Source organism: Citrobacter sp. LST-B2, from assembly GCF_057983045.1.
In genome coordinates this window covers 84110-95989 of sequence record NZ_CP192598.1, presented here as the reverse complement: position 1 = coordinate 95989, position 11880 = coordinate 84110, and the positions used below count along the sequence as shown (strand labels likewise).

Here is an 11880-nt window from a genome sequence, read left to right as displayed (position 1 = left end):
TATGAACCTACAGCGCTATGCACGTATTTGTGAGATGCTCGCCAGGCGCCAGCCGGACCTGACCGTTTGCATGGAGCAGGTCCACAAACCTCATAACGTTTCTGCGATTATTCGTACTGCAGATGCCGTCGGCGTCCACGAAGTCCACGCCGTCTGGCCAGGCAGTCGTATGCGCACCATGGCCTCAGCAGCGGCAGGCAGCAACAGTTGGGTGCAGGTGAAAACCCACCGCACAATTGGCGATGCCGTCACGCATTTAAAAGGCCGGGGCATGCAGGTTCTGGCAACTCATCTCTCTGATAATGCCGTCGATTTCCGCGAAATCGATTACACACGTCCGACCTGTATCCTGATGGGGCAGGAGAAAACGGGTATTACCCAGGAAGCGCTGGACCTGGCGGATCAGGATATCATCATCCCGATGATCGGCATGGTTCAATCGCTTAACGTTTCCGTTGCTTCAGCGCTGATTCTGTATGAAGCGCAGCGCCAGCGGCAGAATGCCGGGATGTATCTGCGCGAAAACAGCATGTTGCCGGAAGGCGAACAGCAGCGCCTGTTGTTTGAAGGCGGCTATCCGGTACTGGCGAAAGTCGCCAAACGCAAAGGGCTGCCCTATCCGCATATCAATCAGCAAGGTGCGATTGAAGCCGATGATGCCTGGTGGTCCACCATGCAGGCGGCGAAGTAAATCATGAGTGGGCGCCTGTTAGATGCTGTCCCGCTCAGTTCACTAACGGGCGTTGGCGCAGCGCAGAGCAGCAAACTGGCAAAAATTGGTCTGCACACCGTGCAGGATCTGCTGTTACACCTCCCTCTGCGTTATGAAGACCGCACCCAACTCTATCCCATTGGCGAACTGCTGCCCGGCGTATACGCCACTGTCGAAGGGGAAGTGCTGAACTGTAACATCACTTTCGGGGGTCGCCGGATGATGACCTGTCAGATCAGCGACGGTACCGGCATCCTGACAATGCGCTTTTTCAACTTCAACGCGGCGATGAAAAACAGCCTCGCCACCGGACGACGCGTACTGGCTTATGGCGAAGCGAAGCGCGGGAAGTACGGTGCAGAGATGATCCACCCGGAATACCGTGTCCAGGGCGATCTCAGTACACCAACATTGCAGGAAACCCTCACCCCGGTTTATCCCACTACCGAAGGGGTGAAACAGGCAACACTGCGCAAGCTCACCGATCAGGCGCTGGATCTGCTGGATACCTGCGCCATTGCCGAACTCTTACCGCCGGAATTGCTGCAGGGCATGCTCAGTCTGCCTGAAGCGCTTCGCACGCTGCATCGCCCACCGCCGACGCTCCAGTTAAGCGATCTCGAAACCGGGCAGCACCCGGCGCAACGTCGTCTGATTCTGGAAGAGTTGCTGGCGCATAACCTGAGTATGCTGGCGCTCCGTGCAGGCGCACAGCGTTTTCATGCTCAACCACTGAGCGCCAACGACACGCTGAAAAATCAACTGTTAGCCTCGCTGCCCTTTAAGCCGACTGGTGCGCAAGCCCGCGTGGTAGCGGAAATCGAGCACGATATGGCGCTCGATATCCCCATGATGCGTCTGGTGCAGGGTGATGTCGGCTCCGGTAAAACGCTGGTCGCCGCACTCGCCGCTCTGCGAGCGATTGCGCATGGAAAACAGGTCGCGCTGATGGCCCCGACCGAGTTACTGGCGGAGCAGCATGCCAACAACTTCCGTAACTGGTTTGCTCCACTGGGTGTCGAAGTCGGCTGGCTGGCGGGCAAGCAGAAAGGCAAAGCGCGTCTGGCGCAACAAGATGCGATTGCCAGCGGACAGGTACAAATGGTGGTAGGAACGCACGCGATCTTTCAGGAACAGGTGCAGTTCAACGGTCTTGCGCTGGTCATCATCGACGAGCAGCATCGTTTTGGCGTGCATCAGCGCCTCGCACTGTGGGAAAAAGGCCAGCAACAGGGTTTCCATCCGCATCAGTTGATCATGACCGCTACGCCTATTCCTCGGACGCTGGCGATGACCGCCTACGCAGATCTCGATACCTCCGTCATTGACGAACTGCCCCCCGGACGCACTCCCGTCACAACGGTTGCCATTCCAGATACGCGTCGCAGCGATATTATTGACCGCGTGCGCAACGCCTGTACGCAGGAAGGTCGCCAGGCCTACTGGGTCTGTACGCTGATTGAAGAATCTGATTTGTTAGAAGCGCAGGCCGCTGAAGCCACATGGGAAGAGTTAAAACTCGCGTTACCAGAACTAAACGTCGGGCTGGTCCACGGGCGCATGAAGCCTGCCGAAAAACAGGCGGTGATGGCGGCGTTTAAACAGGGCGAACTGCACCTGCTTGTCGCCACCACGGTGATTGAAGTCGGTGTGGATGTCCCTAATGCCAGTCTGATGATCATCGAAAACCCGGAACGTCTCGGTTTAGCACAGTTACACCAGCTACGTGGACGCGTCGGCCGTGGCGCGGTGGCCTCACACTGCGTACTACTCTACAAGTCGCCGTTATCGAAAACGGCCCAGAAACGCCTGCAGGTGTTACGCGACAGCAGCGATGGCTTTGTGATTGCGCAAAAAGATCTCGAAATTCGCGGACCCGGTGAATTGCTGGGTACGCGGCAGACGGGGAATGCCGAATTCAAAGTGGCGGATTTACTGCGAGATCAGGCCATTATTCCGGAAGTTCAGCGTATTGCTCGTCATATTCATGAACGTTACCCACAAGAGGCAAAAGCGTTAATCGAACGCTGGATGCCTGAAACAGAACGCTATTCTAACGCCTGATCCTGATGGCGATGCAAAAGCGCGGTGGTTCATCACCACCGCACCTTCTCGTTATTGCGCAAAAATAGGCAACAGTAAATACAATTTAATCACCAGCGCGTTGACGATATCAATGAAAAACGCGCCGACCATCGGCACCACCAGAAACGCCATATGGGATGGACCAAAACGTTCGGTAATCGCCTGCATATTGGCAATCGCGGTTGGCGTCGCCCCCAGACCAAAGCCGCAGTGTCCCGCCGCCAACACAGCTGCATCGTAGTTTTTGCCCATCATTCGCCAGGTGACAAATATCGCGTACAGCGCCATAAAGATGGACTGCACCACCAGGATTGCCAGCATCGGCAGCGCCAGTGAAGCCAGTTCCCACAGCTTCAGGCTCATCAGCGCCATGGCCAGAAACAGCGACAGGCTGACGTTCCCGAGAACAGAGACTGCACGCTCAAAAACGCGATAAAAACCTACCAGCGCCAGGCCGTTACTGACAATCACGCCGACAAACAACACGCAGACAAACGTGGGCAGCTCAAACACTGTCCCCGCCAGCAATTGCGCAACGATCTTACCCACGGTGAGACAGATGGCGATAAGCGCAATGGTTTCAATCAGTACCAGCGAGGTGATCATGCGCCCGACGTCCGGCTTTTCAAAGGCGGTAGGCACTTCCAGATCGTCCGGAATACCGTCCGGCGTGGTGGAGTGTTTGACCAGATAACGTGCCACAGGCCCGCCGATCAGCCCACCAAGAACCAGACCAAAGGTGGCGCACGCCATCGCCACTTCCGTCGCGTTAGCAAAGCCGTAGCGTTCGATAAACAGCTTGCTCCAGGCGGCACCAGTACCGTGGCCGCCAGACAACGTGATCGAACCAGCAATCAACCCCATCAGTGGATCAAGTCCCAGCAGGCTGGCCATCCCAATGCCGATGGCATTTTGCATCAGCAGCAACCCCACGACGACGATCAGGAAAATTCCCACCACGCGACCGCCCGCCCGTAAGCTGGCGATGTTGGCGTTTAAACCGATGGTGGCGAAAAACGCCAGCATCAGCGGATCGCGCAACGTCATATCGAAATTCACTTCCCAGCCCATGCTCTTTTTCAGTACTAACAGGGCCAATGCGACCAGCAACCCACCAGCAACGGGTTCAGGAATCGTATATTTCTTGAGGAAGGAGACTGACTGAACCAGTTTACGCCCCAGTAGCAACGTCAGCGTTGCGGCAACGAGGGTTGATAAGGTATCGAGTTGAAACATACAAAGCTCCTTGAGTACGTCTGAATCAGTTACGCACTGATGTCTTATTCCTGCGGATATTTTTAGCTTTTAGTAGTAATTCGGCATGGATTTTAAGCAGAAAAGAGGGAAAAGTTATATAAAAATGTGATTTCATCTATTTTAAATATTAAGAATACCCACTCGCAAACGTTTGCTTTTACCATCTGGTCAGATAAAATGCCCGCTTTGTCATCACGGGATTATCATTGATGTCTGTTAACACCCTCGAGTCGGAAAATGCGCAACCGGTTGCGCAGACTCAAAACAGCGAACTGATTTATCGTCTTGAAGATCGCCCGCCGCTTCCGCAAACCCTGTTTGCCGCCTGTCAGCATCTGTTGGCGATGTTCGTTGCGGTCATTACGCCGGCGCTGCTCATCTGTCAGGCGCTGGGGTTACCGGCTCAGGATACGCAACACATTATCAGTATGTCGCTGTTCGCCTCTGGCGTGGCCTCCATTATTCAGATTAAAGCCTGGGGTCCGGTGGGTTCAGGGTTGTTATCGATTCAGGGCACCAGTTTTAACTTCGTGGCACCGCTGATTATGGGCGGTACCGCACTGAAAACCGGCGGTGCAGACGTCCCCACGATGATGGCGGCGCTGTTTGGCACCCTGATGCTGGCCAGTTGCACGGAGATGGTGCTCTCCCGGATTCTGCATCTCGCGCGTCGTATCATCACCCCGCTGGTCTCGGGCGTAGTGGTGATGATTATCGGTCTGTCGCTGATTCAGGTGGGGCTGACGTCCATCGGTGGTGGTTATGCCGCGATGAGCGACAACACGTTCGGAGCGCCCAAGAATCTGATGCTGGCAGGCGTTGTGCTGCTGCTGATTATTCTGCTCAACCGCCAGCGTAACCCGTACCTGCGCGTGGCTTCACTGGTTATCGCTATGGCGGCGGGCTATGCGCTGGCATGGTTTATGGGCATGCTGCCGGAAAACAACGCGCCAGCCTCCCAGGATCTGATCATGGTGCCGACGCCGTTGTACTACGGGCTGGGCATTGACTGGAATCTGCTGCTGCCGTTGATGCTGGTGTTTATGATTACCTCGCTGGAAACCATCGGCGATATCACCGCAACGTCCGACGTTTCCGAACAGCCCGTCTCTGGCCCGCTGTACATGAAACGTCTGAAGGGCGGTGTGCTGGCAAACGGCCTGAACTCCTTCGTCTCTGCGGTCTTTAACACTTTCCCAAACTCCTGTTTCGGACAGAACAACGGGGTCATTCAGTTAACCGGCGTGGCCAGCCGCTACGTTGGCTTTGTGGTTGCGCTGATGCTGATCGTGCTCGGTTTGTTCCCGGCGGTGAGCGGCTTTGTGCAGCATATCCCTGAGCCAGTGCTCGGCGGGGCAACGCTGGTTATGTTCGGGACTATCGCGGCCTCTGGCGTGCGCATTGTTTCCCGCGAACCCCTGAACCGCCGCGCAATCCTGATTATTGCGCTGTCACTGGCTGTCGGTCTTGGCGTCTCTCAGCAGCCGCTGATCCTCCAGTTTGCACCTGACTGGGTGAAAAACCTGCTCTCTTCCGGTATTGCTGCGGGTGGTATAACCGCTATCGTACTGAACCTGAGTTTCCCGCCTGAAAAGCAGTAAAGGCTATGCGACGGTGATTCAAATTCACCGTCGCTATCATACTCTTTCACGATTCCTGCCTTGAGGATTGCGCGTAAATCGTGCATAACTCAACTATGTGCCCTTCGCAGGATGGAAGACCATGAAATTTATTGGAAAGCTGATTCTCTATGTGCTGATCGCCCTTCTGGTGGTGATTCTCGGCCTCTATTTCCTGCTGCAAACGCGCTGGGGCGCAGAACACATCAGTGCCTGGATATCTGAGCACAGCGACTATCAGTTATCCTTTGAGGCGATGGACCATCGTTTTTCTTCTCCTTCACATATCCTGCTGAAAAACGTCACCTTTGGGCGTGATGGTCAACCAGCCACGCTCGTGGCAAAAGCGGTCGATATTGGGCTGAGTACTCGCCAACTGACACATCCACGGCATGTCGATACGATCCTGCTTCAAAACGGTACCCTTAATATTTCGCCTCAGACGGCACCGCTCCCCTTTCAGTCTGACCGCCTGCAGTTGCAGGATATGGCGCTTAATAGCCCGGGCAGCGAGTGGGATCTGAGCGCTCAGCGGGTTAATGGTGGCATCATTCCCTGGCTGCCCGAAGCCGGTAAAGTGCTCGGCAGCAAAGCGCAGATTCAGCTCAGCGCGGGTTCTCTGACACTAAATGACGTTCCTGCTGCTAACGTACTGATTGAAGGCAGTATCGATAACGAACAGGTGACATTAAGCACTATCGGCGCAGATATCGCGCGCGGTGCGTTAACCGGTGTAGCAAAACGCCATGCTGATGGCAGTTGGATGGTGGAGAATCTGCGGCTGAACGACATCCGACTGCAAAGCGATAAATCGCTGGCCGACTTTTTCGCGCCGCTGAACGCCATTCCATCGCTACAGATTAATCGCCTTGAGGTCACTGACGCGCGTCTACAGGGACCAGACTGGGCAGTCACTGACCTTGACCTTAGTTTGCGCAATCTGACCTTCAGCAAGGACGACTGGCAGACGCAGGAAGGCAAATTGTCGATGAATGCCAGCGAGTTCATTTTTGGCTCGTTGCATCTGTTCGACCCTATTCTGAATGCCGAGTTTTCGCCGCAAGGTATCGCGCTGCGCCAGTTCACTACCCGCTGGGAAGGCGGAATGGTCAGGACTTCCGGCAACTGGCTGCGGGAAGGTAAAGCCCTTATCCTCGATGACGCAGCCATCGCGGGCATCGAGTACACCCTGCCGGAAAACTGGAAACAGCGCTGGATGCAACCGCTGCCGACATGGCTGAACAGCCTGACGCTGAAGAAATTTACTGCCAGCCGCAACCTGGTGATTGATATCGACCCGACATTCCCGTGGCAGTTGACCGCGCTGGATGGTTATGGCGCGAATCTGGGGCTGGTCCAGAACCAGAAATGGGGCGTCTGGAGCGGAAACGCGACCCTGAATGCCGCCGCCGCCACCTTCAACCGCGTTGACGTGCGCCGCCCCTCCTTGTCTTTAGCTGCCAACGCCAACACGGTGAATATCAGCGAACTGAGCGCTTTTACGGAAAGAGGGATTCTGGAAGCGACCGCCAGCGTGTCACAGTTACCGCCGCGCCAGACACAGATCAGCCTGAATGGCCGCGGTGTCCCGGTGAACGTTCTACAGCAATGGGGCTGGCCGGCACTGCCGATCGCCGGTGACGGTAATATTCAGCTGACAGCCAGCGGAACGGTGCAGGCAGACGCGCCGCTCAAGCCCACAGTGAATGGGCAATTGCACGCCGTGAATGCGAATAAACAGCAGGTCACGCAAACCATGCAGGCCGGAGTCGTCTCCGCGGGTGAAGTGACGTCGACCGAACCGGCCCCCGTTTCCCCCGCGCCCGTTACGCCATAATCTCTCCTTAGCGCTCCCGGATATTCATTATCCGGGAGCGTTCTGTCTCTGAGGGGGCGGTTTGGATATTAAAAATTATTGCATATCAAGATTGTTTTTTACCCTCTCATATCTTGATGGGGCAGTTCAGTGTTCATACCAAACTCTTTTAAGAAGCTCCTTTCTGCTTCAGGGCTTCACTATATTTAACGTATAATCTTTACTGAAATAGCTAGCTGGAGCGATCATGCTTCCATATATTCCACCGCTAATATTTATTTTTATAGCGCCCGTTTTTGTGGGTACGCCATAGACTTCAATACAGTTATGATCCTTAGTATCCCTTGTATCAGCTGTAATCACTGAGTCAGGTAATCGACAATTACGTAAAAAAATCCCTGTATCATCAGGTTCTATAACACCTGCTTTTCTTTGTACTCCACCAAAAACACGTCCGCCCAAGATTTTAATTTTATAAAGATATGGTTTGCCTACTTCGGCTTCTGGTAATATTTTGTTATTCGGCATATATTCAGCCTTTGGACTTAAAATACTGCACCCTGAAAGAGACACCAGGCATATGATTATGAAAAAACGAAAATATAACATGATTATTTCAATGGTTTAAAAACCACCCCTCCAAAGAACCGACGAATAAAGAATGATAGATCTTTCTGTGATTTTATTTGCTCTGACACTTCACCCCATGAGAATAGACTTAAATTAACAAAGCCGTCATTCCCCTGAGTCACAGGGCCATTCCAGACAATCCAGTGAGTCGGATATGTGGTATGCTCGGCAGAACTGTCTCTTAACAAACTATCATTAATAAGCGTGACTACTTTATATCCCTGTGCAACATATTTATTTAACGCATTGATTCCCTGGACTCCTACCTGAGAAACGCCGACATTACTAAATACTTTTTCATAGCCTGCTTTTTCAAACCAGTCTGTTAGTGTATGCCACAAGGTAACACCGGCGACAGGGGAATCAAGGGTATCAAAACTAAATATCGCATTTTCTGAATCCCTTAGGCCTGCAAGCGTCATCCAGTCAAGTCCTGAGATATTGTCATAAAACTGACCCGCAGGATGGCGGCATCCCTCACCAGGTTCTATCTTAAGGTCACCGATTCTGGTTTTACCATATCGCCAAAGTTCACGAGCAGCCTGTGCATAAACATCAGGGCGATCTTTTTGCAGACAGTAAAAAAAAGTAGCAGGACCACACAGACTAGCCCCTAATTGAGAAGGATAAGAGAGATTGCAGAATCTATCCTGAATATCTGCTTCAATTTTGTTTTTTTCAAACGGATCCAGAGGAGTTCCGATAGGATATTCTCTAGCAATAAATGGGCGTTCTGGGATAGTGATTTTAATTTGCTTTATTTCACCCCCTTGACCTTCAGGCTTCATGGTTCCTTTTGATTCAAAATAACAAGGGTTCTCCCGCTTGACTGAAGACAAGGCTTTGCCTGACGCGAATTCTTCCAATGTATACATCTTAGTGAACGGAACAGGCGTTACACAGTGCGTATGTAACATCGTTTTTCGATAAACCTTCATTTCCATAATATAAATAGTCGAGAGTGATTCATTTATATTTCTGGTCATATGCTTCTGTGTTTCATAATTCCCGAGAAACTGCTGTTTTTGCACATCCACAAGAAGGTGTTTATTCCTTTCAGTGTCCATGCGGTAAATTTGCAGGTCATACAGAAGTGAATCAGCCGGGACATTAGAATTAATACGGGTACTGAGTTGGTAAATTGCCATAATTAATCCATTAATAAATATGACGGGCATTGTGAAAAGTCAATGTATTCCGCATTGGGCAGGTGTATTGTGTGGCAGAGCAGAAAACGTAATGGTCTGGGTAATGGCACAATACTCTCACCCGTGGCAACATAAGTTAGCCCTTCTTCGGTCCAGTTCTGAGCCATCAGTTCAAAGTAGCCATCACAAATACTGCATGATAGCTTGTCGCCGATCCTGGCTATTGCTTTATTTACCTCAAACCGGGACGCGGTGACAGAAATGATTTCTCCATAACTCGTTTTATCACCCAAACAAATGAGTGCCGCTGCCATCATTAATCCCTCAATATATAAGCAGTTATGTCTACCGATATTATACAACAATCACGACTTAACCAAAATCAATCGATTCTGAACGAGCTGTTCCAGCAGCTCTTTTACCCGGTCGGTGAACAGATCTTCCGTCGATTCCCTAAATCAACCCGGAGGGAAAGTGTATCAATGCCCTATGCCTCAGTTGCGATATTCCTGAGCAGTGTGAACCTGGAAGAGATGAAAATTCACTGGAGTGAAGTAGTACACCTGGCGTCCTCGGCAAAGCAGGGAACCGTAATGGCATCCCTGATACTAAAAAAAGCTTGTCGGCAATCCCAAACAAACTGGACTTGCAAAAGTTGGCCGCATTGAGCGAATCCTGTTTATGCTCGACTGGTTCCGTACTCCTCTACCACGTTGGCAGGTACTGGCGGGTTGGGATAAAGGTGAAACCTGTAATGCATAAAAGACTGAATAACAAAGAAAAACTGCTGTCACATTTGTCGCCATTAGGCTAGTAGCATATTAATCTGACAGCTGATTATACTGAAAAAACAAACATATAACTGCTTACGGTAAGTTTCGTTCTCCAAGCTGCCCCTATGAAAGCGAAACAGGTATTCATTTATCGGCTATTTGTGCCTATTTTCCGCAACAGGTTTTCATCCCCACCGGGAGTTGTTATAACAATTACGTTGGAAGTCTTATTTAATAATTACAAACACCCTACATAAAATAAAGGAATAGCCATGTCTGTAATACGTCAACGTATTCTGGCGGATATGCAAAGATTCTCCAGAGCAATGATCGGGGCGGTCTTGTTCTTACCTGTTATTGGCTTAATCCTGGCATTAAGTTCAATATTAACTAACCCGACACTTATTTCCGAAACCAGCTTTTTACATCAAATAGGTCAACTCCTCGGTGATACCTTCTGGCCATTATTTGGCAACCTGGGACTGCTTTTCTGTGTCGGCATCAGCTATGGTCTGGCGAAAGATAAAAAAACCGAAGTCGCGCTGGTTGCCGTCATGTGCTTTATTATGTTTTTGGGCGCCAATCACTCCTGGCTGGAATATACTCACGGCATCGCTGAAAAGGTCAATGGCGAATATTATGGCACCGGACAAACGCAAATTTTAGGTTTTGTCGTTGTTGATATGGGGATCTTTTTAGGGATTATTCTCGGCTGCACCATTGCCTGGGTCCATAATAAAGTCTCTGAAATAGAGTTGCCGGGCGCACTCTCGATGTACGGCGGCGCAAAACTGACCTTAATCGCCATGACGCCGGTGATCCTTTTTTACGCCATTGCCTTTACCTGGTTCTGGCCGTTCATCACGCACGGCATCGCGGCATTAACCAGTTTCATGAAAAACGCCGGGGTGGCAGGCGTCTTCGTGTACGGCTTTTTTGAAAAATTCCTGATCCCAACAGGGCTGCACCACTTTGTCTGGTCTCCCTTCCAGTTGACCCAGATTGGCGGCACTCTGAACGTTGACGGGCAGGTGGTCTCCGGGACGCAAGCCATCTTCCTGGCCTACATGCGCCATCCGGATCTCACCCCGGTAATGAACGAAGCACTGCGCTTTTCCCAGCAGGGCATGACGACAATCTTTGGTCTCTCCGGTGCAGCGCTGGCGTTTTACCACACCGCCACGCCGGAGAAGAAAATGATGGCGAAGGCGATTCTGTTGCCCGCTATTATTACCTCTATCCTCACCGGAATTACCGAACCGATTGAATTTACATTCTTATTTATTTCGCCGCTGTTATGGCTGATTCACGCCACGCTGACCGCCGCCTCTCAGGCAATTTGCGATCTGCTGACGGTTCGTCCGTGGGGCGCGTCCGGACTCATTGAGTTTCTGATATATAACCTGCCGTTACCGGCAGCCCTCACCCGCTGGCCGCTATACGTTCTAATCGGTATCGGGCAATTCGCCGCGTACTACGTCATTTTCCGTACGCTGGTCATCAGGCTGAACCTGAAAACACCAGGGCGCGAAGATGACGGCGAAGTGAAACTCTACAGTAAAGAAGATTACCGCAATAAAAAGGCCAAAGCAGGTCAGGCCGTCACCGATGAGATCATTAAAGGCTTAGGTGGCAAAGAGAACATTATTTCTGTTGATAACTGTTTTACCCGATTACGCGTCGCGCTCCATCATCCCGACAAAATTGATGAAGCCTTATTAAAAAGTACCGGCGCCAATGGCGTAGTGCGTAATCAAAATGAAGTTCAGGTTATTTACGGTGTGAGGGTTGGACAGGTTCGAGCCCGGGTAGATAACTGGCTGGCAAATAATTAATCAGG

At 51.5% G+C, this 11880-nt stretch carries 9 protein-coding genes and 1 pseudogene; 6 read left to right on the top strand and 4 right to left on the bottom strand.

Going from position 1 to position 11880, the window contains the following annotated elements; all coding sequences use genetic code 11:
- The first annotated feature begins 1 nt into the window (after window position 1).
- The gene (gene trmH / locus ACQ0PY_RS00440) at window positions 2-691 is read left to right on the top strand and encodes a tRNA (guanosine(18)-2'-O)-methyltransferase TrmH (protein WP_042998642.1); all 690 of its coding nucleotides are present in this window, start codon (window positions 2-4) and stop codon (window positions 689-691) included.
- 3 nt (window positions 692-694) lie between these two features.
- The gene (gene recG / locus ACQ0PY_RS00435) at window positions 695-2776 is read left to right on the top strand and encodes an ATP-dependent DNA helicase RecG (protein WP_044254388.1); all 2082 of its coding nucleotides are present in this window, start codon (window positions 695-697) and stop codon (window positions 2774-2776) included.
- 51 nt (window positions 2777-2827) lie between these two features.
- Here recG and gltS read toward each other — a convergent pair whose 3' ends face one another.
- Window positions 2828-4033 carry a sodium/glutamate symporter gene (gltS, locus tag ACQ0PY_RS00430; RefSeq protein WP_042998644.1) on the bottom strand — a complete coding sequence of 402 codons (1206 nt, stop codon included), beginning with the start codon at window positions 4031-4033 and terminating at the stop codon, window positions 2828-2830.
- A gap of 230 nt (window positions 4034-4263) precedes the next feature.
- Here gltS and xanP point away from each other — a divergent pair, with 230 nt between their 5' ends.
- Together xanP and ACQ0PY_RS00420 are read left to right on the top strand one after the other, a co-directional pair.
- Window positions 4264-5655: a xanthine/proton symporter XanP gene (xanP, locus tag ACQ0PY_RS00425; RefSeq protein ID WP_109739703.1), complete on the top strand. Its 1392-nt coding sequence runs from the start codon at window positions 4264-4266 to the stop codon at window positions 5653-5655.
- Window positions 5656-5776: 121 nt separating this feature from the next.
- Entirely contained in the window at window positions 5777-7510 is a 1734-nt protein-coding gene (locus ACQ0PY_RS00420; protein WP_054177229.1) for an AsmA family protein, read from the top strand.
- Between the two features lie 168 nt (window positions 7511-7678).
- Here the strand turns inward: ACQ0PY_RS00420 and ACQ0PY_RS00415 are convergent, their stop codons facing one another.
- The 3 genes from ACQ0PY_RS00415 to ACQ0PY_RS00405 all read right to left on the bottom strand — a co-directional run bounded on the left by ACQ0PY_RS00415 (window position 7679) and on the right by ACQ0PY_RS00405 (window position 9584).
- Complete coding sequence (locus ACQ0PY_RS00415) at window positions 7679-8017, bottom strand: hypothetical protein (RefSeq protein WP_099433934.1); 339 nt, start codon at window positions 8015-8017, stop codon at window positions 7679-7681.
- Window positions 8018-8100: 83 nt separating this feature from the next.
- A complete protein-coding gene (locus tag ACQ0PY_RS00410) occupies window positions 8101-9267 on the bottom strand; it encodes a hypothetical protein (protein ID WP_042998647.1) in 1167 nt (388 codons plus the stop codon).
- 2 nt (window positions 9268-9269) lie between these two features.
- A complete protein-coding gene (locus ACQ0PY_RS00405; RefSeq protein ID WP_224788348.1) occupies window positions 9270-9584 on the bottom strand; it encodes a PAAR domain-containing protein in 315 nt (104 codons plus the stop codon).
- A gap of 201 nt (window positions 9585-9785) precedes the next feature.
- On the opposite strand from ACQ0PY_RS00405, the pseudogene ACQ0PY_RS00400 reads away from it, so the two are divergent.
- Both ACQ0PY_RS00400 and ACQ0PY_RS00395 read left to right on the top strand, forming a co-directional pair.
- Window positions 9786-10026, top strand: a pseudogene (locus tag ACQ0PY_RS00400) (Tn3 family transposase); the annotation flags it as partial.
- Window positions 10027-10312: 286 nt separating this feature from the next.
- Window positions 10313-11875, top strand: coding sequence for a PTS transporter subunit EIIC (locus ACQ0PY_RS00395; protein ID WP_044254394.1), 1563 nt, complete (start codon window positions 10313-10315; stop codon window positions 11873-11875).
- Window positions 11876-11880: the final 5 nt, after the last annotated feature.

Excerpts from the sequence above, each read along its gene's own strand:
- trmH (WP_042998642.1), top strand. The coding sequence starts at position 2 with ATGAACCTACAGCGCTATGCACGTATTTGTGAGATGCTCGCCAGGCGC.
- recG (WP_044254388.1), top strand. The coding sequence starts at position 695 with ATGAGTGGGCGCCTGTTAGATGCTGTCCCGCTCAGTTCACTAACGGGC.
- gltS (WP_042998644.1), bottom strand. The coding sequence starts at position 4,033 with ATGTTTCAACTCGATACCTTATCAACCCTCGTTGCCGCAACGCTGACG.
- xanP (WP_109739703.1), top strand. The coding sequence starts at position 4,264 with ATGTCTGTTAACACCCTCGAGTCGGAAAATGCGCAACCGGTTGCGCAG.
- ACQ0PY_RS00420 (WP_054177229.1), top strand. The coding sequence starts at position 5,777 with ATGAAATTTATTGGAAAGCTGATTCTCTATGTGCTGATCGCCCTTCTG.
- ACQ0PY_RS00415 (WP_099433934.1), bottom strand. The coding sequence starts at position 8,017 with ATGCCGAATAACAAAATATTACCAGAAGCCGAAGTAGGCAAACCATAT.
- ACQ0PY_RS00410 (WP_042998647.1), bottom strand. The coding sequence starts at position 9,267 with ATGGCAATTTACCAACTCAGTACCCGTATTAATTCTAATGTCCCGGCT.
- ACQ0PY_RS00405 (WP_224788348.1), bottom strand. The coding sequence starts at position 9,584 with ATGATGGCAGCGGCACTCATTTGTTTGGGTGATAAAACGAGTTATGGA.
- ACQ0PY_RS00395 (WP_044254394.1), top strand. The coding sequence starts at position 10,313 with ATGTCTGTAATACGTCAACGTATTCTGGCGGATATGCAAAGATTCTCC.